Origin of the sequence: Candidatus Poriferisocius sp. (assembly GCF_965214065.1) — a bacterium.
Classification (GTDB): Bacteria; Actinomycetota; Acidimicrobiia; order Acidimicrobiales; family Bin134; genus Poriferisocius.
The window spans coordinates 169,362-195,316 of record NZ_CBDCAT010000024.1; the positions used below are offsets into that span (position 1 = coordinate 169,362).

Here is a 25,955-nt window from a genome sequence, read left to right on the forward strand (position 1 = left end):
GGTTGGGGTTGGGTTAGCCCTATTCAGCCTGGAGCCGCGCCAAGCGCTTCATCAGGCGGGATTTCCTCCGAGCTGCGGTGTTGGGGTGCAGCACGCCTTTGCTGGCTGCTTTGTCGATGCGCTTGATGGCCATGCGGGCCGCTTCGGCGGTCTCGGTGGCATCGCCCTGCTCCGCGGCGGCCTCTGCGGTCCGAGTGCGGGTGATGATCTCGGAGCGCACGGCCCGGTTGCGCTGACGGCGCTTCTCGTTCTGGCGATTGCGCTTTATCTGGCTCTTGATGTTTGCCACAGAATGACGACTCTACCGCCCGCCGACCCCACCAACCACACGGGAGGGGCGGTAGCGTTTCTAGTTGTCGTGCTATTAGACCTCACTCGAATCCGCAACACCTCGATCATCGCCCACATCGACCACGGCAAGTCCACGCTGGCCGACCGCATGCTGGAGATTTGCGGGGCAGTCGACCCCCGGGAGATGCGCGCCCAATACCTAGACTCCATGGACTTGGAGCGGGAGCGGGGCATCACCATCAAGCTCCAAAGCGTCCGCCTCGACCACGACGGCTACGTCATCAACCTCATCGACACACCCGGCCATGTGGATTTCGGCTACGAGGTGAGCCGCTCTTTGGCCGCCTGCGAGTCGGTCATCTTGTTGGTGGACGCCGCTCAGGGCATCGAGGCCCAGACACTGGCCAACTGCTATCTGGCCATCGAGAACGACCTGGAGGTGGTGGCCGCGCTGAACAAGATCGACCTGCCCGCGGCCGAGCCCGAGCGCCGGGCCTCCGAGATCGAGCAGGTGCTGGGCATCCCGGCAGAAGACGTGTTCCACATCAGCGCCAAGACCGGCGAAGGCGTGGCCGAGCTGCTCGACGCAGTGGTGGCCCGCACACCTCCGCCGACCGGAGACCCTGATGCCCCGCTCCAGGCGCTGATATTCGACTCGCACTTCGACCAGTACCGGGGCGTGGTCAGCTCGGTGCGGGTGATGAACGGGAGGCTGCGGTCGGGAGCCAAGATCCGCTTCATGCAGGCCCGCACCGAACGGGAGGCCGACGAGATCGGGACGTGGCGCCCTCATCCGACACCGGTAGACGAGCTGGGACCCGGTGAGGTGGGCTACCTCATCGCCGGCATGAAGAACGTGGCCGAGGCCCGCTCGGGCGAGACCGTCACCACCGCCCGCGACGGCTCAGCCGAGCCATTGGCCGGCTACCAAGAGCCCAAGTCGATGGTGTTCTGCGGGCTGTATCCCATCGACGGCGACGAGTTCGCCGCGCTGCGCGACTCCCTGGAGCGGCTGCGGGTGAGCGACTCCAGCTTCAACTATCAGCCCGAGTCGTCGGGCGCCTTGGGCTTCGGCTTCCGCTGCGGGTTTCTGGGGCTCTTGCACATGGAGATCGTAAGGGAGCGCCTCGAGCGTGAGTTCAACCTCAGCCTCATCGCCACCGCCCCTTCGGTGGCCTACCGGGTGGAGCTGGAAAACGGCGAGGAGTTGGAGGTGGACAACCCCTCGGCCATGCCCCCGGCCGCTGAGGTGCAGGGCATCCAGGAGCCCATGCTGGCCGCCACCATCATCGCCCCCGCCGACTACACCGGCACCCTCATGGAGCTGTGCCAAGCGCGCCGGGGGGAGATGAAGAAGCTGGAATACCTGTCCCCCGAGCGGGTGGAGCTGGCCTACCGGCTTCCGCTGGCCGAGGTGGTGGTGGACTTCTTCGACCAGCTCAAGAGCCGTACCCAGGGATATGCAAGCTTGGACTACGAGCCCGACGGGTATGCCTCGTCCGACCTCACCAAGGTGGACATCTTGCTCCAGCACGAGCCGGTGGACGCCTTCAGCTCCATAATCCATCGAGACTCGGCCTATTCCTACGGCCGGCGCATGGCCACCAAGCTCAAGGAGCTGATCCCCCGCCAGCAGTTCGATGTTCCCATCCAGGCGGCAATCGGCGGCAAGATCATCGCCCGAGAGACGGTCAAGGCCTTCCGCAAGGACGTCACCGCCAAGCTGTACGGCGGCGATGTGACCCGCAAGCGCAAGCTGCTGGAGAACCAGAAGGCCGGCAAGAAGAAGATGAAGGCCATCGGCCGGGTCGACGTGCCCCAGGATGCGTTCATCTCCGCCCTACGCCTCGACGACTGAGACATCCCCGGCCACTTCTGTTGAGTGGTAGGTCGCACCAGCCCAGTAGTATTCGACGTTCATGGAAGCCCAAGGCGAGACGCTCTCGGCCCGCAAGGCTGCGGTGCTGCGAGCCGTGGTGGAGGGCTACATCTCCACCACCCAGCCCGTGGGCTCGTCCCATGTCTCTGAGATGGCCGACTTGGGCGTCTCCCCGGCCACGGTCCGCAACGAGATGCTGGCCCTGGAGCAGGCCGGATACCTGAGCCAGCCCCACACCAGCGCGGGCCGCATTCCCACCGACAAGGGCTACCGGCATTTCGTGGACTCCCTCACCGACGTGTCCGGCACCCTGGGCCGCAGCGAGAGCCAGCAGGTGCGAGCCTTCTTCGACACCACCCACAGCGAGCTCGAGCAGATGCTGGCCGACACCAGCGCGCTATTGGCCGACCTCACCGCCTATGCCGCCTTGGTGGTGGCCCCCCAGCACGCCACCGCCACCATCCGGTCGGTGAACCTGGTGGACCTTTCGGAGCGGCTGGCGATGGCGCTGGTGGTGTACGAGAACGGTTCGGTGGACAAGCGCACCATCGAGCTGGACGAGCCTGCCAATCCGGTGGAGTTGGCACGCGCCGCCGCCCAGCTCACCGACTTGCTGGTCGGGTATCCGGCCAGCGCGCTGCGAGACCGCCAGAAAGGCCATGCCCTGAGTCCGCTGGCAGCCCGGGTATTGGACTCGCTGGCCGGCCTGAGCGATGCCGAGGAGCAGCTCTATGTGGGCGGGGCGGCCAGTGTGGCGGGCCTTTTCGACGCCACCGAGACGGTTCGGTCGGTCCTGGGAATACTGGAGAAGCAGTTGGTGGTTGTGTCGTTGGTGAGAGACATCATGGATCGCGGCCTCACGGTGGCCATCGGCTCAGAGACCGGGGTGGCCCCCCTGGCCGAGTGCTCGCTGATCGTGGCGCCCTACGAGGTGGCAGGTCAGCCGGTGGGATCCATCGGGGTGCTGGGCCCTACCCGAATGAACTATCCCCAGGCCCTGGCCGCGGTAGCGGTGGTTAGCCAGAAGCTGGGCGACCGACTGTCGTCCCCCTAACCCATGGCTGCTGATTTCTACGAGCTGCTCGGTGTGGGCCGAGACGCCACCGAAGACGACCTGAAGAAGGAGTTCCGGAAGCTGGCCCGCCAGTACCACCCCGATGCCAACCCCGACGACGCCGACGCCGAGGCCCGCTTCAAGGAGATCGCGCTGGCCTATGAGACGCTGAGCGACCCTCAAAAGCGGGCCCACTACGACCGCTTCGGCACCGCCCCGGGAGCCGCGGGGGGAGGCGATCCGTTCTCGGGCATGAACCTGAGCGACATCTTCGACGCCTTCTTCGGAGGCGCCAGCCCGTTTGGCGGCAGCCCGTTCGGCACCGCCGGGGGGCGGACGAGGGCCGGTCCCCAGCGGGGCTCCGACCTCGAGGCGGTGCTGACCCTCGACTTCGAGGACGCCGTGCTGGGTGCCGACGCCGAGGTGAGGGTGCGCACTGCCACGGTGTGCGAGCCCTGCGAGGGCCGCGGCGCCGCTGAGGGAACCCAACCGGTTACCTGCGGTACCTGCGACGGCATCGGGCAGGTGCAGCGAGTGCGCCAGTCGATCCTCGGGCAAATGGTCACCCGCACGGTGTGCGACGCCTGCTCGGGCAGCGGCGAGGTGATCGCCGACCCGTGCCGAAGCTGCGGGGGCGACGGCCGGGTGGTAGGCGAAAGGGACTATACGGTCACCATCCCCGCCGGGGTGGGCCACGGGTCGACGCTGCGGGTGGCCCGCCGGGGGGCGGCTGGGCCTCGGGGCGGACCGCCCGGCGACCTGTATGTGCATATCGACGTGCGCCCCCACCCCCGCTTCGAGCGCGACGGCGACAATCTGGTGGACCGTCTCCATCTGACCATGGTCCAAGCCGCCCTCGGGGCCAACATCAAGTACGAGACGCTCGACAGCGTGGAAGACCTAGATATCCCTGCCGGCACCCAGACCGGCAACGTGTTCCGTGTCAGAGGCCGGGGCGTGCCCCGCTTGGAGGGCAGGGGCCGGGGAGATCTGCTGGTGCAGGCGGTGGTGGAGACGCCCACCGGTTTGAGCAACGACGAGATCGACCTGCTCCACCAGCTTGCCGAGCTTCGGGGTGAAGAAGTGGCGCCCGCCACGAGGAAGCGACGCCGTGAAGCCCGGCGGAAGTGACGGATTCGGTTGGACGAGCCGTGAAGCCCGCCGGCGCAAACGGCCCTCATGTCTTCGTCGATGATCTAGAGCACCCCGAGCTGCGGGGCGACGACCGCCATCACCTCACTCGATCGCTGCGGCTACGTCCCGGGGACGCCTTCACCGCCTCCGACGGCACGGGTTCTTGGCGGGTATGCCGCCTGGGATCGGGTCCGAGCTTCGATGCCGAGCCCGACGGCGCGGTGGCATTCGTCGAAGCGCCCCGCCCCAAGCTCACCGTGGGCTTCGCCCTCATCAAAGGAGGCCGTCCCGAGCTGGTGGCGCAAAAGCTCACCGAGCTGGGAGTGGACGTCATCGTCCCATTCACCGCCGAGCACAGCGTGGTGCGCTGGGACCCCGACCGGGCCGCCCGCCACACTGAGCGCCTCCGCCGAGTAGCCCGCGAGGCCGCCATGCAGAGCCGCCAAGTGCGCCTCCCCGAAATCGGCGAGGTAGCCGACTTCGCCGACCTCGCCGCCCGCCCCGGCGCCATCCGAGCCGACATCACCGGCGACCCGCTCACCCTCGACCACCCCACCGTGCTCATCGGCCCCGAAGGCGGGTGGTCCGCCACCGAGCGACGCCAGCTAGGCGCCGTCCGCATCAACTCATCAGTCCTCCGCTCTGAGACCGCCGCCATCGCCACAGCCACCCTCCTCACTGCTTTGCGCGACGGGATTACGGGAAGACCCTGAAGGAGTTACGGCGGTCGGGGCCGAATCGGTAGATGCGGAAGTCATTGTCGAGTGAGATTGCCTGGTGAATTCCGAGTCTTTCCATAATGGCCCAGCTTGTCCGGTCTGACAGGGAGAAATCCTGGTCGGCGAACGCGGCCCCGATTGCGGCGGCGACTTCAAGGTCGGCTAGTCCAGAGACCTCGATTTTGGCGATTCCGTTGCGAATAGAGTCAACAAGGGTCTCTGCGGCATGGGCATTGTGTCGGTAGCGCATGACCATCCACGTCTCGTGGAGTACGTGATCACTGGTGACAAGCTGACCCTGTCGGCTGCGCAGGGTGCTGGCAACGCGCCCATGAGATTTCTCGGCCCTGTCGGTAAGCGACACCCAAGCTGAGGTGTCCACATAGAAGTAGTCCATTCTTCAGCCGAGATTGTCGCCAAATTGACGACCGGCTGCTTCAACGATGATCTGCTTCCCATCATGGGCCATGTCGATGGGTGTGCCGCTCACCATGCCGCAGATGGCATCGATGTCGCCTTGCGGAGCGGGCGCGTCGAGCTCTTTCTCGAATAGGCGCCGGGCAAACTCCGCGAAGCTGATGCCGAGTTCCGCGGCGCGCTGTTTTGCCTTGGCGTGGATGTGATCCGGCATCGTGATGACCGTTCTCATAAAATGATATCATAGCATCACCCCACGAGTTCACTATCGATTTCTTGACATAGCGTGGGGCTGGAATGCCCACAAAGCCCTTTACCGCATATTTCCATCATTATTCTTATATATGGTGTTGCAGTGGTTGGGGTGGGGTGTTAGGGTTGGGGCATGGAGGTTGTGTCTTTTTCGGATCTTGGGCCGGTGCTGGCAGCGACGTTGGGCCCGGTGCTGGCTTTTGCAGTCGCGTCTATGCGCTACCAGCACCTTGACACCCTCAAGACCCGGGAGCAGATCGCCAGCTCGGAGAAAGTGACTCGGGAGCTGATCGCCAGCTCGGAGAAGGGGACCCGGGAGCAGATCGCCAGCTCGGAGAGGGTGACTCGGGAGCAGATTGCCAATTCGGAGAGGGTGACTCGGGAGTTGATCGCCAGCTCGGAGAAGGAGACGCGGGAGTTGATCACGCGGTCTAATAGGGAGACTCTCCAGGAGGCTACTCGGCAGTTCCAGTTGCTCAGCACCTCGCTTGCGGAGCACCGGCAGGAGACGAGGGATGGCTTCAAAGAGGTGACGGCCAGTCTCGGCGACGCCCGGGAGCGGATCACCCGCATCGAGGGCCATTTGGGCATCATCCCTCCACCTCCCAAGAACGATCAGGGCTAGCCGGTCAGGGCTGAGCTTCCCCCTTTTTGTGGAGGCATGCTCTTTGGGGTGGGGCCGCTACTCGGCTCGAAGCCCGCCCCCGGTCGCCTGAAGACCTCGAACGCGGCCCGGCTGGAGGGACGCACGGTCAGTAGCGCTCTTCTTAGCGCAGTCGGTCATTTGCTGGTGTTTCGGGAGGTAGGGGGCGGGTTTTCGGGGGGGACTTTTTTGGCGGGGGGGGGGGGGGGGGGGGTTGGTAGCCTTTTGGTTGGTAGGGAGAGGCCGTCTGTATGGACCACCGATGGGCGCGAAACGTTGAGGTGTTTCGGGGTCATTCAGGGGTTGGCCGCGTCTTCGGGCTAATGCCCTCGGGGGGGGGCGACCACAGGGGGCCTCTGGTGAGGCGGTGTTTGGCCGTTGTGGTGTCGGCGTCGGTGTTGGGGTCGGTGCTGGGGATCGTGCCGGCCGGTTTGGTCGACGATGCTGCGGCGCAGTCGAGGGGCGGCACCTATCTCCTGCACCGCAGCGAGATCGTGGAGGGGCAGACCCGGGTTTTTGAGATCTCCAACGTCGGCAGCGACACCTACCATTTGCGCCTCAAGCCGCTGAGCGCCCCGTATACCGCCGAGGCCGACGATCTGGCGGTGAACATCCCCGACGGCACAGACACCGGCACCCCCTTGGCGGCGGGCGAGTCGGGAACTGTCGAGCGTGATCTTCAGCAGCGGATCCGTTTCGAGGTCGCCGCGCTGGTGCCCAACAGCGATGACCAGGGCGATGAGACCTTCGGGGTGCAGTTGTGTACGACCGCGGATTGCACAGGCGGCACCATCTTGGGCGACTGGACGATCACGATGACCGACGCCCCGGCGGACACAACGGTCCCCGGCGGCAGCGGCGTGACCGTGACCATCCCGGGCACCAGCGGCGACGGCGTGGTGAGCCTGATGGAGGTGAGCCGCAACGGCGACAACCGCGACCAGATCTCTGATTTCGTTTTGGCGCTCGACGCCGCGCCGAGCCAGGACATCGTGATCGTGGCGAAGGCGGACACCAAGGTCAGCACAGGGCCGAACCAGGAGGGCCCCATAGCGCGGTCCAACGCGGCGCCCTCGAGCGACTATCACTCGGCGGAGTCCGCGCAGTACAACCCGGCGGAGGCCTACTACGAGGTGGCCCGGTTCGCCCCCGGCGACACCGGCGCCGACCTCACCAAGTCGGTGACGGTGGCCGCGGTCGACAACGATGAGGACTCCGCAGCCCTCAGCCTCACCGGCAACCTGGAGTTCATGGTGCTCGCGGACAACGCGGCGTACCGCGACAGCACCGTCGGCAACGCCGCTGCCTATTCGGGCATCACCATTCCCGCAGTGCCGATCGAGGTGACCGGCGACGACGAGCACACCACGATCACGCTGGGGGCTGCCACCCCCGCCGACAACGCCGCCACCGAGGGCGACGGCACCGACACGGCCAAGTTCGAGGTGGCGCTGTCGCGGGGCCTGGGCGCGGGCGAGTTACTGAGGGTTCCGGTCGCGTTCACGGGGGCGACGCTGGGCACGCACTTCACGCTGGCGCTCGACGGCTCGCCCCAAGGCGTCGTCTACGCGGATGCCACCGACGGCTCGGGGCGGGGAATGCTGACCTTCGCCGGGCCGTCCGCAGCCGAGGCCACGCTGGTGGTCACCGCCACCGCAGACGACGGCGACACGGTCCAGAACCAACTGCGGGTGATCATCTATCAGGACGATCAGCTGTGGCGGATCAACCGCTTCGACACGAACCTGGTCGGCGGGGTGTGCGCTGGCGACGGCTGCATCGGCGGGTTCGGCAGAGACCGCCGGCATTCGATCACCCTGAACGAGGCGGCGCCGGGCATCAGGGTCATCGACAACGGCGGCGGGCGCGTCACCGAGGGGCAGAACTACTCCTTCTCGGTTCGCTTGAACACCGAGCCCTCCCACGACGTCACCGTGGCGGTCACGTCCAGCGGCACATCCCGCTTGAGCGTCCAAAGCGCGGCCAGTTTGACCTTCACGCCGACGAACTGGGACCAACCCCAGACGGTCACCCTGGACGCCTCAACCAACAGCACCGATGATCCGACTGAGCCGTTCAACGTTGTCTTGAACCCGGCCAGCACCGGTGACAGCACCTACAACGGGCTTGGCGACGTCACCAAAGAGATAACCGTTGTCGACGCCACCGCGACCAAAATCACCATGAGCGGCGACGGCGTGCGCGCCAACGAGTCGGGTACCGAGATATCGAGCGTGATGGTGGAAGGCGACGCCACCCGAGTCGACGCCACCCTCACCATCAGCCTGGGCCGAGCCCTTGTCGCCGACGAGTACGTGCGGGTCCCGCTGCTGCTGTTCGCCAAAGGGCACAACACCTCCACCGATGGCGAGGAGTGCGACCTCGCAGACCTCGACAACTGCGACGTGGTCCAAACGGTGCGAGGGCCGCGCTACAGCGCCAACGTGTCGTGGCCGACCCACTTCAACGACTTCGAGATGGCAGCGACCGGCACCGGGGTCTCCCTCGACGCGGTGAACCGCCAAACGCCGGCACACACCGGCTACCGCTATCTGGAGTTCCGCGGGCCCGGCGCGCAGGAGGCCACCATCGAGCTCCACGCCCGCGACGGCTTCGACGACGGCGAGAGCTTCGACGAGAAGTTCTACATCTTGTTCAACGACTTCGCGGAACCGAACCCCGCACCGGTGCAGACCAACCTCGACGGCGGCGTCGACATGACCAACCAGCAGGCGTGGTACCAGATCACCGACTACGAAGGCTCCGGAACCACAGGCGTACCGGTGCCCGACGACTGGCCGCTGCTTCCTGCCGGCTTGAACCCGGGCGACTCGTTCCGGCTGCTTTATGTCACTTCCCAGACCACCACGGCGCAGAGCGGCGATCTTGGCGTTTACGACGCGTTCGTGCGCGCCGAGATCACCGGCAACGCCCTAGTTAACGGCGGTGTCGCCGCCTTGGCCGACCATGCCGAAAGCTTCAAGGCGATCGCCGAGACAGTGGGCACGACGGCGCGCGATCACGCGCAGTTCAGCCCCGACGACGGCGACCATCCCGATGTGCCCGTCTACTGGGTTGGCGGTGCCAAAGTCTCTGACGACAATGCCGATTTCACCGACGGTGAATGGGACGACGAAGCGAACCCCAAACACGCCGACGGCACCGCCGCCACGATCAACACCAGCGGCTATTGGACCGGGAGCGGCAAAGGCGGCGTCGGCATCAATATGTGCGACGAGATTTCCAACGGCCAAAGGAGCACCTCGCATCCGCGGCTGGGCCAGGCTGACGCCACGGTCGGGCTCCTCAACAACAGCGGCCAGGATGGCTTTCCGCTGGGTCCCCGCATAGGGATCAGTTCGCAATGCGGCCGCCAGCACAGTTACAGCCACGACCCCGTGGGGCAGCGGCCTATGTACGCCCTGTCCGACGAGTTCACAGTCGCTCCCGAGGGCGCCAGCATCGAATCAGCCTCAGCCACCGAGGGCCAAGCGGTCACCTTCACCATCACCATTCCCGACGCCGCCCCAGCCGGGGGCATCACCGTCCCCTACACGCTGAGCGACGGACGGGGCATCACTTCCGATCCCGCCTACATTGTCGCCACGGGCGCCTCGGGCGGCACCAGCGCCGACTACGACAACACCGCAGGCAGCGTCACCGTCGCCGAAGGCCAAACCACAGCCACGTTCACCGTCGCCACCACCGAGGACACAACCTACGAGGGCGACCACTATTTCACCGTCACCCTCGGCACCCCCACCGGCACCAACGCCCCGGCGCTCCACCCCCGAAAGAGCTCCGCCGTCGGCGCCATCGGCGACGACGCCGACGCCCCGACGCTCGAGTTCAGCTCAGCGGCCGCCAGCGTCGCCGAGGGCGACGGCACCATCGACCTCACCGTCACCAAGACCGGCACCACTCTCGTGCCCGCATCGGTCTACTGGACCACCGCCGACGACACCGCAGCCCACCCCGGCGACTACACCGCCCAGTCCGGCTACCTCGAATTCGCCCCCGGCGACACCACCAAGACGATCAGCATCACCATCACCGACGACATCACCACCGAAGGCGCCGAAACGTTCAAAGTGCAGTTGACCTCAAATCAGGTCGTCGCCGCGCTGGTCGGCACCATTGCCGAGACAACGGTGACCGTCACCGACGACGACAGCGGCCTCACCGTCACCATGGCCGGCACCGACGGCGACAGCGACGGCAACGTGGTCGAGGGCGCCGGCAACAACACCGGCTACCGCACGATCACGATCACGCTGAGCGAAGCACTCACCGGAAGCGAGACCGTCACCGTGCCGCTAACCGTCTCCGGCGCCACCGTCACCACCGACTACACCTTCGCCTTGGCGCCCGCGACCCAGACCGGCGTGTCGCTGACCACGACAGGCAACACACACAGCGCCCAGAACCCGGCGGTGGTGTTCGCCCCCGGCGCCACCGCGGCGACGCTGCGTCTCACGCCGACCAACAACGACGACCGTACCCAGCCCTACGTGGTGATCGACTACGGCACCGGCGCGCGGGCGCCCAGCACCTCGGGCTTGACTCTGGTCAGGCCCACCGGCGGCCCCATCGGCATTGTGATCGCCGACGATGAGACGGGTGACATCACGCTGCCGGTGTCAGCGGCGCTGGCGCCGGCCGATGTCAACCCCGGCGACGATTTCCGGCTGCTGTTCCGCACCACGACAGCGCGCGACGCCACCTCGTCCGACATTGCCGACTACGACGAGTTCGTCCGCCGGACAGCGGCGCAGACGGGCCACCCCGAGATCGTGCCCTACGCGGGGTTCTTCAAGGTGTTCGGCTCGACGCGCGGCGGCACGCCCGCAACGGGCACCACCGCTCGGGTACACAACGACATGACGGACGACCACGACAGCCTTTGGACCAGCGTGTCGTGGGCCGACGACTCGGCCAGTGCGACGCGGGGCGACAGCACCGTGGGCGTGCCGACGTACTGGCTGGGCGGCGTGCGGATAGCAAACAACTACACCGACCTGTGCGACGGCGACTGGTCGCGCGGCAGCAGTGACGGCAGTCTAGGTGTGAGCACGGGCTGGGACATCGACGACCCGCGCAGCGAGGACGGCACGCGCAACGTCCCCAACATCCAGAGCGGCAACCATCAGCCCTCCGAGCAGTGGACGGGAACCGGTGGCTTCTGCGGGGAGGGCATAGTATTTGTCGGGCCGCTGGGTGCCGAAGAGGTGGTGAGGGGCGGCTTCGCCAAGACAAACGGGCATCCACTCGCCAAGGAAAAGGTTCCCAACACCCAGTTGCGGCCCCTGTTCGGAATGTCGCCGGTGTTCAAGATGAGCGGTATCGCCGTCACTGCGGCGGCGAGCGGCGGCAACAGCAGCGGCGATGTGGTAGAGGGTGCCGGCGACGGCACCGAGTACAAGACCCTCACGCTCATGCTGAGCCGGGCGCTTACGGGCGATGAGACGGTGACGGTGCCGCTTACCGTGGTGGGCACCACGGTGACCGACGATTTCACGTTCGGCCTGGAGCCCGCAACACAGGCCGGCGTGAGGCTGCTGACCGCCGCCCCGCACAGCGCGCAGAACCCGGCGGTGGTATTCGCAGCCGGCGCCACCGCCGCCACGCTGCGCTTCACTGCCGTCGACAACGACGACCGCGCCCAGCCGTCTACGAGCATCGAGGTCGGGACCGGCGACCGGGCGCCCTCCATAAGCTTCGCCGAAGCGCTGAGGGTGACAGGCCTGCCGGAGAGTTTCTTCATCGTCGACGACGAGTTCGGCTCGATCGGGGTGCCGTACAGCTGGCCGCTGAAGCCCTCGGCCATCGACGCCGGCGAGGAGTTCCGGCTGCTCTTCGTCACCTCGGAGAATCGCGACGCCGTACCGACCGACATCGACGTGTACAACCGGTGGGCGCAGGTGCTGGTGGGCAAGAGCGGTCACGAAGCTCTGGGGCGTTACAGCACTCTGGTGAAGGTGTTGGGCAGCACTGCCGCCGTCGATGCCCGGGTCAACGTCGGGACGTGGGATCCCGCCGCCAATTCCAACGCCGGCGGCTACGCCGACGGTTCGACCAGCGCCGGCGGCGAAGGCATCCCGATCTACTGGTTGGCCGCGCCGCCCGCCGACAAGGTGGCTGACAACTACTTCGACTTCTACGACGGCGACTGGGACAGCACAGCCGACACGTTCGAGAGCGGGGCCGACCGTGCCGATTCCGTGAGTGTCGTGAGTGGTAGCAGCGCGAACGGCCGTGCCTTCCCCAGTCATGCGCTGGGACAATCAACCGTTCAGCAGGGCTTCGGCCAGGTTAGTGATGTTGCCCCCAACAGCGAGAAACACCCCATGTTTGTGATGTCGCCGTTGTTCAAGGTGGAAGCCGTCGCCTTCACGGCGGCGGTGAGCGGCGACATGGTCGAGGGCGCCGGCGACGGCACCGAGCACACGACGCTGACGCTCGACCTGGGCCGGACCCTGACCGGCGATGAGACGGTGACGGTGCCGCTAACGGTGCAGGGCGCGGCGGTGACCGACGACTACACCGTGGGCCTGCACGGCACCAACACGGGGGTGACCCTGCTGATCGCCGATCCGCACAGCGCACAGAACCCGGCGGTGCGGTTTGCGGCGGGCGCCGGCGTCGCCACGCTGCGTTTCACCGCCGTCGACAACGACGATCGCACCCAGCCTTACGTGGCTATCGAGGTTGGGAGCGGTGCTCGGGCACCCTCAACGAGCTTCGCCGGCACGCCGCAGATAGTCGGTCTCCCTGATGGGTTCGTGATCGTCGACGACGAGACGGGCGACATCACGCTGCCGGCGTCGGGGGCGCTGGCGCCGGCCGATCTCGACACCGGCGACGATTTCCGGCTGCTGTTCCGCACCACAACAGTGCGCGACGCCACCTCGTCCGACATTGGCGACTACGACGAGTTCGTCCGCCGGACAGCGGCGCAGACGGGCCACCCCGAGATCGTGCCCTACGCGGGGTTCTTCAAGGTGTTCGGCTCGACGCGCGGCGGCACGCCCGCAACGGGCACCACCGCTCGGGTACACAACGACATGACGGACGACCACGACAGCGCTTGGATCGACGTGTCATGGGCCGACGGCTCGACCAAAGAGACGCGTGCCGACAGCACCGCGGGCGTGCCGACGTACTGGCTGGGCGGCGTGCGGATAGCAAACAACTACGCCGACCTGTGCGACGGCTCATGGTCGGCCGGCCGCAGTGACGGCAGTCAAGGTGTGATCACGGGCTGGGACATAGACAAGCCGCGCAGCGAGGACGGCACGCGCAACGTCCCCAACATCGTCAGCGGCGACTATCAGCCCTCTTCGCAGTGGACGGGAACCACCTCCCAATGCCAATTGCTCAGCTTGACGGTGGGAGGCCAAACGGTTTCGGCCGTGCTGGGTGCGGAGCACGTGGGGTGGGGTGGCTTTGCCAAGCGAAACGGGGGTCCTTTGTATAAGGGAAATAAGGGAGTCGCCCCCAACACCCAACTGCGGCCCCTGTTCGGAATGTCGCCGGTGTTCAAGGTGATGGGTGCAACAACCGTCACTGCGGCGGTGAGCGGCGGCAACGGCGACGGCGATGTGGTCGAGGGCGCCGGCGACGGCACCGAGTACAAGACCCTGACGCTCACGCTGGACCGGGCGCTGACCGGCGATGAGACGGTGACGGTGCCGCTCACCGTGGCGGGGGCGACGGTGACCACCGACTACACCTTCGGCCTGCACGGCAACACCAACACGGGTGTGATGTTGCTGACGGCTGCTCCGCACAGCGCCCAGAACCCGGCGGTGCGGTTCGCGGCGGGCGCTGCGGTGGCCACGCTGCGCTTCACGCCGGTGGACAACAGCGAGCGCTCACAGCCCTCTGTGAGCATCGGGGTGGGTACCGGCGCTCGGGCGCCCTCGTTGAACTTCGCGGAAACGCTCGAGGTGGCAGGCCTGCCTGTGACCTTCGCCGTCGTCGACGACGAGACGGGCGACCTCGTGGTGCCGCTCGACTGGCCGCTCCGCCCGGCCGCGGTAGGCGGCGGTGAGCAGTTCCGGCTGCTGTTCGTCACCTCGGAGGTCCGCGACGCCGTCCCGACCGACATCGACGTCTACAACCGCTGGGCGCAGGGGGTGGTGGCCCGCAACGGGCATGCCGATCTGCTGCCCTACGGCGGTCTCGTGAAGGTGGTCGGCAGCACGGCCACCGTCGACGCCCGGATCAACCTCGGCACGTGGGATCCGAGCGCCAACTCTAACGCTGGCGGCCACGCCGACGGGTCCGCCGCCGCCGACGACCCGGGCATCCCGATCTACTGGTTGGCCGCGCCGCCCGCCAACAAGCTGGCTGACAACTACTTCGACTTCTTCGACCTAACCTGGGACAGCTACGCCGACACGTTCGAGGACGGCGCCGACCGTAACGCCCCCGACGTGAGCTCATGGACCGGCACCTTCTATTTCGGCAGTGGCTACAACAATCATGAGCTGGGACAACCGACCGTTGCTCACTCACTCGGCGGAGACCGTATCCGCGCCAACAGTGTCGAAGCCCCCATGCTGGTGTTCTCGCCGACCTTCACCGTCGAGCAGTTCGCCGTCACAGCGGAGGCGAGCGGCGGCAACGGCGACGGCGATGTGGTCGAGGGCGCCGGCGACGGCACCGAGCACAAGACCTTGACGCTCACGCTGGAACGGGTGCTGACCGGTAACGAGACGGTGATGGTGCCGCTGGAGGTTCGCAACGCCACGGTGACCACCGACTACACCTTCGGCCTGCACGGCAACACCAACACGGGTGTGACGTTGCTGACGGCTGCTCCGCACAGCGCCCAGAACCCGGCGGTGCGGTTCGCGGCGGGCGCAACTGTCGCTACGCTGCGCTTCACCGCCGGCGACAACGACGTGCGCTCACAGCCGCATGTGGTCATCGATATCGGTACCGGCGCTCGGGCGCCCTCGTCGAGCTTCGCGGGCACGCCGAACGTGGCAGGCCTGCCGGCGGGCTTTGCCATCCTCGACAACGAGAGGGGCGACATCGTGGTGCCCTACGACTGGCCGCTCCGCCCGACCGGCGTGGGCGGCGGGGAGCAGTTCCGGCTGATGTTCGCGACCTCGGAGTACCGCGACGCCGCCCCGACCGACATAGAGGTCTACAACCGCTGGGCGCAGGGGGTGGCGGGACGGGGGGGACATGAGAGCCTGCTGCCCTATAGCGGCCTCGTGAAGGTGTTCGGCAGCACGGCCACCGTCGACGCCCGGATCAACCTTGGGACGTGGGATCCGAGCGCCAACTCCAACGCGGGCGGCCACGCCGACGGGTCCGCCGCCGCCGACGACGCGGGCATCTCGATACACTGGTTGGCCGCGCCGCCCGCCGACAAGGTGGCGGACAACTACTTCGACTTCCACGACGGCATCTGGAGCAACGGCGACGTCATAACGATCGAGAGCGGCGCCGAGCCGGTCCAAGCGATTCCTGGATGGACCGGCAGCGGAATCAACGGCCTCGGCACCCCCAATCTTGAACTGGGACGATCGGGCGTTCAGATTGGACTCTCCCCAGGTGCGTACAGAGCCAACGATGGCGAACGCCCCATGCTGGTGCTTTCGCCGGTGTTCACTGCCAGTGAGTTCGCCGTCACTGCGACCGTGGCTGACGGCAACTCCGGTGGCGATGTGGTGGAAGGCAACACGACGACGGCGGCCGGCTACAAGACTGTGAAGCTGACTCTGGACCGGGTCCTGTCCGGCAGCGAGACGGTGACGGTGCCGCTCACGGTGCAGGGCGCAACGGTGACGGAGGATTTCACCTTCGGCCTGCACGGCAACTCCAACACAGCGGTGACGTTGCTGACGGCCGCCCCGCACAGCGCCCAGAACCCGGCGGTGCGGTTCGCGGCCGGCAACACCACCGCCACGCTGCGTTTCACGCCGGTGGACAACGACAGGAGTGCGCAGCCGTTCGTGACCATCGGCACCGGGACCGGGGATCGGGGGCCCTCCTCGAGCTTCGTGGGTGCGCCGCGGGTCGAGGGCTTGCCTGTGACCTTCGCCATCGTGGACGACGATATGGGCGCCATCGAGGTGCCGGCCGACTGGGCGTTGACGCCTTCGGGGCTGGCCTCCGGCGACGAGTTCCGTCTGGTGTTCATAACCAGCGGCACCCGCAAGGGCAAGATCGGCAACCTGGCCTACTACCAGGACTTCCTCCGGCAACTGGCCGCCTCCGGCCATGAGAGCTACAAGCCTTACGCCCGCTTCAGCCTCCTGTTGGGGTGCTTCGCGGGCAGGAGCCTGCGCGACCACACGGGTATTGGGCCCGACGGCACCGAGGTGTCGTTCCATTGGCTGAACGGCCCGAAGGTGGCCGACACCCACGACGAGTTCCTGTCCGTGGGGTGGGAGGCCAAGGCGGTGGCCGACGTCAGAAGCGAGAAGGGGGTGAATGTGACCGTCGGCCGCAATAGGACGATCTGGACCGGCTGCAACCCCGACGGCACCATCGCGGCCAACCCGTTGGGGACCGCCACGCCGAACTTTGGGGGAGTCGGCTATGCGGACGCCAACCCGCTAGGTAGTCCTTCGGTTGCCAACGGCGATAACCACCGCCAGATCATGGGTGTATCCCCGCTGTTCAGGGTCGAGGGTGTGGCTGTCACCGCAGCGGCGGCCGACGGTGACGGCAACGGCGACGTGACCGAGGGCGACACCACCACGGCCGCCGGCTACAAGACGCTCACGCTCACCCTGAACCGCCCTCTAACCGGCTATGAGACGGTGACGGTGCCGCTCACCGTGGCGGGGGCGACGGTGACCACCGACTACACCTTCGGCCTGCACGGCAACACCAACACAGCGGTGACGTTGCTGACGACCGCTCCGCACAGCGCCCAGAACCCGGCGGTGCGGTTCGCGGCCGGCAGCACCACCGCCACGCTGCGCTTCACGCCGGTGGACAACAGCGAACGCTCACAGCCCTCTGTGAGCATCGAGGTGGGCACCGGAGCTCGGGCACCCTCGGTGAACTTCGCGGGCACGGTCGGGGTGGCAGGCCTGCCTGTGACCTTCGCCGTCATCGACGACGAGACGGGCGACCTCGTTGTGCCGCTCGACTGGCCGCTCAATCCGTCCGGTGCCGGCGCGGGGGACCAGTTCCGGCTGCTGTTCGTGACCTCGGAGAGCCGCATGGCCCGTTCGACCGACATAGCGGTCTACAACCGCTGGGCGCAGGGGGTGGCGGGGCGCAAGGGCCACGAGAGCCTGCTGCCCTACAGCGGGCTCCTGAAGGCGGTCGCCAGCACGCCCTCCACCGGCGCCCGGACCAATGTCGGGACGTGGGATCCGAGCGCCAACTCCAACGCCGGCGGCCAAGCCGACGGTTCGGCCGCCGCCGACGACCCGGGCGTCCCGATCTACTGGTTGAACGGCGACAAACTGGCCGACAACTACTTCGACTTCTACGACCGCAGCTGGGACAGCACCGCCGACACGCTCGAGAGCGGCGAGCTACGGACCGACGACGCCGGATTATGGTCGGGCAGCTCGCATGAGGGCAGGCCAATCGTTACTTATGCGTTGGGTGGGTCCAATGCTCTGAGGACCTCCGTCAGCTTTGAGAGTCTTCAGCACAACACGGCCTCGGGCGCTGTTGTCTCCCCGACCCACTCTCCGTTCCCCTTCTTGGTCATGTCGCCGACCTTCACCGTCGATGAGGTCACCGTCACGGTGGCACCGAGCGGCGGCAACGGCGACGGCGATGTGGTGGAGGGCGCCGGCGACGGTACCGAGTACAAGACGATCACGCTCACCCTGGACCGGGCCTTGACGGGCGCTCAGACGGTGACGGTGCCGCTCACGGTGAGCGGCTCCACGGTGGCGAAGGATCACAGGTTCGGCCTGAGCGGCACCAACACGGGCGTGATGCTGCTGAGGGACGCCCCGAACAGCGCCCAGAACCCGGCGGTGCTGTTCGTGGCGGGCGCCACCACCGCCACGATTCGCATCACCGCCGTTGACAACAACGAGTCCACCCAGCCCTATGTGGTCGTCGGCGTGGGCGATGGCGCGCGGGAACCTTCCACGAACTTCGCAGGCAAGCCGCGGGTGGTCGGCCTGCCGGAGGAGTTCGTCATCCTCGACAACGAAACGGGCGACGTGGTCGTGCCGCAGGACTGGCCGCTCAAGCCGGCCGGCGCCGGCGCCGGGGACCAGTTCCGGCTGCTGTTCGTGACCTCGGTGGGCCGCGACGCCACTTCAACCGACATCGAGGTCTACAACCGCTGGGCGCAGGGGGTGGCGAGCCGCAAGGGCCATGCGAGCCTCGGGCGGTACAGCGGTCTCGTGAAGGTCCTCGCCAGTACGGCCACCACCGACGCCCGGATCAATGTCGGGACGTGGGATCCGAGCGCCAACTCGGGCTCGGGCGGCCATGCCGACGGGTCCGCCGCCGACGACGACCCGGGCGTCCCGATCTACTGGTTGAACGGCGACAAGCTGGCCGACAACTACTTCGACTTCTACGACGGCTCCTGGGACAGCCTCGACGACACGCTCGAGAGCGGCGAGGCGCGGACCGGCGACGGCCTCATCTGGTCGGGAAGCTGGCAGGAAGGGGTCGGTTCCAGCTCCGGTGCGAGCATGTGGCAGCTGGGGGGGACTTGCGTTCAGGTCGGCAGGACAAGCGGAGCGACCTTGGCGATCGGAACCTGTGTGGAGAGCGGAGTCGATCCTCCCTTCTTCGTGATGTCGCCGACCTTCACCGTCGATGCGGTCACCGTGACCGCCGCGGCGACCGGCGGCAACGCCGACGGTGATGTCGTGGAGGGCGCGAGCGACGGCACCGAGTACAAGACGATCACCCTGACGCTGGATCGGGCCTTGACGGGCGCTCAGACGGTGACGGTGCCGCTGCGGGTGCGCAACGCCACGGTGACCGACGATTTCACCTTCGGCCTGCACGGCAACACCAACACGGGGGTGACGCTGCTGAGGGGCGCCCCGCACAGCGCCCAGAACCCGGCGGTGCAGTTCAAGGCGGGCGCCACCACCGCCACGATTCGCATCACCGCCGTGAACAACAGCGAGCGCTCACAGCCGTATGTGGTCATCGGCGTCGGCACCGGGGCTCGGGCGCCGTCGAGCAGTTTTGCGGGCACGCCGCGGGTGGACAACTTGCCGGTGGGGTTCTTCATCCTCGACGACGAGAGTGCGAGCGAGATCGTCGTGCCGGCGGACTGGCCCCTCAAGCCCTCCGACGTCTTCGCCGGCGACCGGTTCCGGCTGCTGTTCATCACATCAGAGGTCCACAACGCCCAGGCGACCGACATTGCGGTCTACAACCGCTGGGCGCAGGAGGTGGCGGGCGCCGACGGCCATGCGAGCCTCGGGCGCTACAGCGGCCTGGTGAAGGTGGTCGCCAGCACTGCCACCACCGACGCCCGGGACAACGTGGGCACGTGGGATCCGAGCGCCAAAGGGGGCTCGGGCGGCCACGCCGACGGGTCTACCTCCGCCGGCAGCGGGGGCGTCCCGATCTACTGGTTGAACAGCGGGCGGGCCGCGGACAACTACTTCGACTTCTACGACGGAAGCTGGGACAGCCTCGCCGACACCTTCGAGGACGGCACCGATCGAAGCGGCGACAACCCGCTGTGGACGGGCACCTGGAATTGGGGCATCGGTGCTTCCAATAGCTCGAATCCGTTCCAGCTGGGGGCGGGTTGTGCTCAGGTCTCCAATACCAGCAAAGGCGCCCTGTCGGCCAACGTCTGTTTCGGGAACAATGCCGAGCTCTCGTTCTTCGCGATGTCGCCGGTGTTCCAGGTGCAGCCCGTGGAGTTGGATGTGGTGCTGTCGGCATCGGGCGGCAACAGCGACGGGAACCCGGTGGAGGGCGCCGCCGGCTCGACGGGCTATGTGACGGTGTCGGTGTCGGCGGACCGGGCGTTGGAGGGCGCCGAGTCGGTGACGGTGCCGCTGAGCGTGAGCGGTGCCACGATGGGCGACGATTTCACGTTCGCGCTGGAACCGGCGAAGCAGTCGGGCGTGGCGCTGCTGACCGCCGCCCCCCACAGCGCGCAGAACCCGGCGGTGGTGCTGTCGGCGGGGGCGCAGTCGGCGACGTGGCGGCTCACCCCGGTGGACAACAGCCGGCGCACCCAGCCGTTCGTGGCGGTGGACTTCGGCACCGGCGCCAGGGCACCCAGCGCGGTCGGCGTCGACATCACAACCAGCGGCGACGTGGGCGTGGTGCTCGTCGACGACGAGACCGGCGACATCCGGGTGGGTCCGGACTGGCCGTTGGCGCCGTCGGGGCTCAGCGGCGGCGATGATTTCCGGCTGTTGTTCCGCACGTCGGAGCTGCGCGACGCCACCTCGGGCGACATAGCCGACTACGACCGGTTCATCCGTGCGGTGGCGGCCCGCGGTGGCCATGAGGCGCTGTTGCCGTACGCGGGGTTCTTCAAGGTGTTCGGCTCGACGCTGGACACTGCTGCGGATAACTCCACGGGCACCTCGGCGCGGGTGCACAACGGGTTGACGACGATCCACCGGGGCCAACTCCCCACCGGGCCGTGGGCTGACGGCTCGCAGTACTCCACGGTGGGCAACACGGCGGGTGTGCCGACGTACTGGCTGGGAGGCGCCAAGCTGGCGAACAACTACGCCGATCTGTGCGACCTGAAGTGGTCCACCGGCGACGGTGTCACCACGGGCTGGCACACCAACGATCCGCGCAGCGAGGACGGCGAGCGCAACATCCCCACCGGGGCGATCAGCAACTTCCGGCCGTATGAGCCGTGGACGGGAACCGGCAACGCCTGCGCGGCGTACGACCATCCGCTGGGCGCCAACAATGTGTCGAGGGGCTCGGCCGACAGGGGCGGCGGGCAGTCGCTGTTGCATCAGGGCACATCGCCCAACACCCAGTTGCGCCCCCTGTACGGCTACTCGCCGGTGTTCAAGATCGCCGACGTCTCGGTCACGTCGACCGTCGCCGGCGGCACCTCCGTAGACAACGCTGCTCACAACGCTCTCATCGGCGACGTCTACGAGGGCGCCGCTATATTCCCCAACTTCCGCTACAAGGATGTGACGCTGACACTGGACCGCGTGCTGGCCGTGGGCGAGACGGTGACGGTGCCGCTCACCGTTAGGGGTTCGAGGGTCACCGAGAACCACACCTTCGGGTTGCAGGGAGCCAACACCGGGGTGACGTTGCTGACCGGCGCCCCGCACAGCGCCCAGAACCCGGCGGTGCGGTTCGCGGCGGGCGCAACTGTCGCCACGCTGCGGTTCCGCCCGGTGAACGACAGTGTGCCGAGCGGGGCCTATGTGATCATCGGCGTGGGCGAGGGCGACAGGTCGCCGTCGGGGAGCCCGTTCGGCTCGGTGCCGGTGAGCGGTTCGCTGCCGGTGGAGTTCCGCGTCATCGACAACGAAGACACAGGCGACATCGTGGTTCCCTACGAGTGGCCGCTGAGGCCCGATGGCGTCGAGGGCGGCGACGAGTTCCGGCTGTTCTTCATCACCTATGAGACACGCAACGCCACCGACACCAACATCGGTGTCTACGACAAGTGGGCACAGTCGGTAGCGGCGCGCCGAGGCCCCGAGAGCCTGGGGCCCTACGGCGGCTTGCTGAGGGTCGTTGCCAGCACCGCCGATGTCCAAGCTCGGGACCACATCGGCACCTATGCCTCGGGCGGCCACGCCGACGGCTCGAGAAGCGCCAGCGACTCGGGCGTCTCGATCCACTGGATCGGCGGCGAGAAGGTGGCCGACAACTACCACGACTTCCACGACGGCACCTGGGACAGCGTCGACGACCGCCACGAGGACGGCTCCGAACGACCCGCCGAAAGTGAGGTCTGGTCGGGTAGTGGCAGCAACGGTCTGCGCGCGCGCGTGGACCAAACGGACCTCCCCTTGGGGGTGGAGAGACCCGCCATCGCCCAAATGAGCTTGGGCAGGATCGGCAGCAACACTCCAGTCCATCGGATTGGCTACTCATCGGATAACCGCTCCCTCATGGTGATGTCGCCCGTGTTCAAGGTGGCGGCGCGGGCTGATATCGATTTGGCGCTGTCGATCTCGGGGGGCGACGCCAACGGTCACGCGGTGGAGGGTGCCGCCGGTCCGACGGGCTACCGCACGGTCACGGTGGCGCTGTCGCGGCCGCCGCTCGCCCGCGAGAGCGAGGCGGTGACGGTGCCCCTCACCGTGGCGGGCGCCACGGTGGGCGAGGACTACACCTTCGAGCTGGCGCCGGCCACGCAGACCGCTGTGCTGCTTCTGACCAGCGCTCCGCACAGCCCGCAGAACCCGGCGCTGGTCTTCGGGACGGGCGCCACCGAGGCCACGCTGCGGCTGCGGCCGATCGACAACGGCAGGCGCACCCAGCCGTACGTGAGCGTCGGTTTCGGCACGGGGAGCCGAGCGCCCAGCGCCGTCAGCGCCACGGTGGGAACGCTCTCGGGGCCGGTGGGCACGGTGCTGCTCGACGACGAGACCGGCGACATCGAAGTGCCCGCCGACTGGAGCCTCACACCCAGCGGATTGTCGCTGGGTGACGATTTCCGGCTGCTGTTCCGCACGTCAACCACGCGCGACGCCACTTCGACCGACATTGCCGACTACGACGAGTTCGTCCGCACCGCCGCCGCCACCAACGGCCACCCAGACGTCCTGGATTACGTGGGCTTCTTCAAGGCGTTCGCCTCGACGCTGCACCGCGACGCCGACAACTCCACCGGCACCACCGCCCGGGTGCACAACGGGTTGTCGACGATCCACAGGGGCCACCTGACCGGCGGGCCGTGGGCCGACGGCTCGACGCGGGCCACGGTCGGCAGCACCGCCGGTGTGCCCACCTATTGGCTGAACGGCGCGTTGCTGGCCAACAACTACGCCGACCTGTGCGACCTGAAGTGGGCGGGCGGCAACGGCATCACCGGTGGTTTCGACACCGACGACCCCCGCAGCGAGGACGGCAGCCGCAACATCCCGGCCGGGACGATCAACAACTACCGGCCCTACGAGCCTTGGACGGGCACCGGCAACGCCTGCGAGTCGTTCAACTATCCCATGGGCGCCGACAACGTCTCCCGTGGCGCTGCCGACTCCGGCGCCGCCTCACTGCACGTCAACCAAAGGCCCAAAGCCCAACTGCGGCCCCTGTACGGCTACTCGCCGGTGTTCAAGGTGGTGGCCTCGCCGGTGGACATGACGTTGTCGGCCTCCGACGGCGACGACGACGGCAACGCCGTCGAGGGCGCCGCCGACTTCACCGGCTACCGCACCATCACGCTCACGCCGAGCCGGCCCCTGGTGGGCGCCGAGGTGGTGACCGTGCCGCTGAGCGTGCGCAGCGCCACCGTCGGCGACGATTACACGCTGACGATGGTGCCGTCGTTGCAGACCGGCGTGACGTTCCGGACGAGCGCCCCGCACAGCGCGCAGCGCCCCGCGGTGATCCTGGGGGCGGGTGCCACCCGGGCCACGCTGCGGCTGCGGCCCGTCGACAACAACAGCCGCACCCAGCCGTACGCGCTGGTCGACTACGGCTCCGGCGCAAGGTCGCCGACCGCCTCGAACGTGGTTCTGGGGTCGGTGTCGGGCGGGCCGATCGGGGTGATGTTCCTCGACGACGAGACCGGCGCCGTCGGGGTGCCCGCCGACTGGGCGCTGCTGCCCGCAGGCCTTGGCGTCGGCGACAAGTTCCGGCTGCTGGCTATGACTTCGCAGTCGCGCGACGCCGTCCCCGCCGACATAGGCGACTACGACCTCTTCGTGCGCCGGACGATCGGCGCCAACGGGCACGCCGACCTTGCCGCCTACGGTGGCCTGTTCAAGGTCTTCGGCGGCACTCGGGCGCCCGGCAGCAACGCCGGGGTGGCGGCTCGGGCGCACAACGGGTTGTGGGACGGCTCGAATTGGGTGGATGGCTCGACGAGCGCCGGCGATGCGGGCACCCCCACCTACTGGGTCGGCGGCGCCAAGGTGGCCGACAACTACTTCGACTTCTGCGACGGCACCTGGGACAACCGCTGGACGTCGATCAGCGACAACCACATCCGCCACGAGGACGGCAGCGCCGGCGACGGAGCGGAGGTCTGGACCGGCGCCGGCGCCGGCTGCGATCCGATCGCGAGTCATCTGGGCAGTTCGACCCCCACCCACGGCCCGGGCACGAAGGGGAGCGACTCCTCCTCCCCGATGGGGACGGCCACCGACGCCCGCACCAACCAGAAGCGCTTCTACGCCATGTCGCCGGAGTTCACCGTGGTGGACGCATCGGTCACGGTGACGCTGTCGGCGACCGGCGGCAACGCGGCCGGCAATCCGGTGGAGGGCGCGCCCGACGCAACGGGCTACAAGGCGATTCAGGTTGTCGTTGAATCGCACGCTGTCGGGTTCCGAGACGGTGACGGTGCCGCTCACAGTGCAGGGCTCGCGGGCCGGTGTGGATCATTCGTTCACGCTGGCGTCGGGTTCGCAGCCGGGTGTGGCGCTGCTAACGAGCGGTTCGCACAGCGCGCAGAACCCGGCGGTGGTGTTCACCGCGGGTGCTTCGGGGGCGTTGTTGCGGTTCGCGCCGCTCGACAACGACCGGCGCAGCCTGCCGGTGGCGATCGTGGGTTTCGGCACCGGCGCCACCAGCTCGGGGTTCGCCCCGGAGTTGGTGGGCGGGCCGGTGCGGTTCGTGCTGCAAGACGACGAGTCGGGTCCTGTGGGGGTGCTGTCCACGTGGGGGTTCACGCCCGCGGGCTTGGTGGCGGGTGACCGGTTCCGGCTGTTTTTCTACACCTCGGAGAATCGCGACGCCGTCCCGACCGACATCGACGTGTACAACCGTTGGGCGCAGGGTGTGGTCGCCCGCAACGGCCATAGCGAACTGGCGCCCTACGGCGGTCTTGTGAAGGTGTTGGGCAGCACCGCCGCAACCGACGCCCGCGTCAACGTCGGGATGTGGGACGGCTCGAAGTGGGTCGACGGCTCGACCTCCGCGGACGGCTCGGGCATCCCGGTCTACTGGCTCGGCGGCGACAAACTGGCCGACAACTACTTCGACTTCTACGACGGCGTTTGGGACAGCTTCACCGACAAGTGCGAGACCGGCGCCGGCTGTCCCTCCGACCTGAAGGCATGGAGCGGCACCTACGCCGCCGGTACTGGGTGGACCGGTCATGAGTTGGGAGAATCGACCGTTCAGAGGGAATTCCAAGCAAAAGTTGATTCGGCCCCCAACACCCAGGAAGCCCCCATGGTTGTCATGTCGCCGGTGTTCAGGGTGGTCGACCCGAAGGTGACGGTGACGATGACGGCGTCCGACGGCGACGCCGAGGGCAACGCGGTGGAGGGCGCCGCCGGCTCGAAGGGGTACCGCACGATCAAGCTGACCCTGGGGCGCGCCCTGGCCGGGGTGGAGACCCTCACGGTGCCGCTCACGGTGCGGGGCGCCACCGTGGTAGACGATTTCACGTTCGACCTGCACGGCACCAACACCGGTGTGACGCTGTCCACCGCCGCGCCGCACAGCGCCCAGAACCCCGCCGTG

The 25,955-nt window shown here is 67.6% G+C and carries 9 protein-coding genes; 6 read left to right on the plus strand and 3 right to left on the minus strand.

Features of this window, described 5'->3' with window-relative positions; all coding sequences use genetic code 11:
• Positions 1 to 19: 19 nt before the first annotated feature.
• Positions 20 to 289, minus strand: a complete 270-nt coding sequence (rpsT, locus tag ACOOGG_RS02750) for a 30S ribosomal protein S20 (protein ID WP_420432041.1) — start codon at positions 287 to 289, stop codon at positions 20 to 22.
• 3 nt (positions 290 to 292) lie between these two features.
• Here rpsT and lepA point away from each other — a divergent pair, with 3 nt between their 5' ends.
• The 4 genes from lepA (at position 293) to ACOOGG_RS02770 (ending at position 5,071) form a co-directional block, all read left to right on the plus strand.
• Positions 293 to 2,149: a translation elongation factor 4 gene (lepA, locus tag ACOOGG_RS02755; protein ID WP_420432043.1), complete on the plus strand. Its 1,857-nt coding sequence runs from the start codon at positions 293 to 295 to the stop codon at positions 2,147 to 2,149.
• Between the two features lie 61 nt (positions 2,150 to 2,210).
• Positions 2,211 to 3,224 (plus strand): heat-inducible transcriptional repressor HrcA, encoded by a 1,014-nt coding sequence (gene hrcA / locus ACOOGG_RS02760; RefSeq protein WP_420432045.1) that lies wholly within the window; start codon positions 2,211 to 2,213, stop codon positions 3,222 to 3,224.
• A 3-nt stretch (positions 3,225 to 3,227) separates the two neighbouring features.
• The gene (dnaJ, locus tag ACOOGG_RS02765) at positions 3,228 to 4,355 is read left to right on the plus strand and encodes a molecular chaperone DnaJ (protein WP_420432047.1); all 1,128 of its coding nucleotides are present in this window, start codon (positions 3,228 to 3,230) and stop codon (positions 4,353 to 4,355) included.
• The gene (locus ACOOGG_RS02770; protein WP_420432049.1) at positions 4,352 to 5,071 is read left to right on the plus strand and encodes an RsmE family RNA methyltransferase; all 720 of its coding nucleotides are present in this window, start codon (positions 4,352 to 4,354) and stop codon (positions 5,069 to 5,071) included. The genes dnaJ and ACOOGG_RS02770 overlap by 4 nt, the downstream gene beginning before the upstream one ends.
• Here the strand turns inward: ACOOGG_RS02770 and ACOOGG_RS02775 are convergent.
• Both ACOOGG_RS02775 and ACOOGG_RS02780 read right to left on the minus strand, forming a co-directional pair.
• On the minus strand, positions 5,055 to 5,474 hold the full coding sequence (locus ACOOGG_RS02775) for a type II toxin-antitoxin system VapC family toxin (RefSeq protein ID WP_420432051.1): 420 nt from the start codon (positions 5,472 to 5,474) through the stop codon (positions 5,055 to 5,057). The genes ACOOGG_RS02770 and ACOOGG_RS02775 overlap by 17 nt on opposite strands.
• A gap of 3 nt (positions 5,475 to 5,477) precedes the next feature.
• Positions 5,478 to 5,726 carry a hypothetical protein gene (locus ACOOGG_RS02780; protein ID WP_420432053.1) on the minus strand — a complete coding sequence of 83 codons (249 nt, stop codon included), beginning with the start codon at positions 5,724 to 5,726 and terminating at the stop codon, positions 5,478 to 5,480.
• A gap of 153 nt (positions 5,727 to 5,879) precedes the next feature.
• Between ACOOGG_RS02780 and ACOOGG_RS02785 the strand changes: the two genes are divergently transcribed.
• Positions 5,880 to 6,371, plus strand: coding sequence for a hypothetical protein (locus tag ACOOGG_RS02785; protein ID WP_420432055.1), 492 nt, complete (start codon positions 5,880 to 5,882; stop codon positions 6,369 to 6,371).
• A gap of 377 nt (positions 6,372 to 6,748) precedes the next feature.
• A complete protein-coding gene (locus ACOOGG_RS02790; RefSeq protein WP_420432057.1) occupies positions 6,749 to 25,180 on the plus strand; it encodes a Calx-beta domain-containing protein in 18,432 nt (6,143 codons plus the stop codon).
• Positions 25,181 to 25,955 lie beyond the last annotated feature (775 nt).

Coding starts and splice junctions, on each gene's coding strand:
- lepA (WP_420432043.1), top strand. CDS start 293: ATGACGACTCTACCGCCCGCCGACCCCACCAACCACACGGGAGGGGCG.
- hrcA (WP_420432045.1), top strand. CDS start 2,211: ATGGAAGCCCAAGGCGAGACGCTCTCGGCCCGCAAGGCTGCGGTGCTG.
- dnaJ (WP_420432047.1), top strand. CDS start 3,228: ATGGCTGCTGATTTCTACGAGCTGCTCGGTGTGGGCCGAGACGCCACC.
- ACOOGG_RS02780 (WP_420432053.1), bottom strand. CDS start 5,726: ATGAGAACGGTCATCACGATGCCGGATCACATCCACGCCAAGGCAAAA.
- ACOOGG_RS02775 (WP_420432051.1), bottom strand. CDS start 5,474: ATGGACTACTTCTATGTGGACACCTCAGCTTGGGTGTCGCTTACCGAC.
- ACOOGG_RS02785 (WP_420432055.1), top strand. CDS start 5,880: ATGGAGGTTGTGTCTTTTTCGGATCTTGGGCCGGTGCTGGCAGCGACG.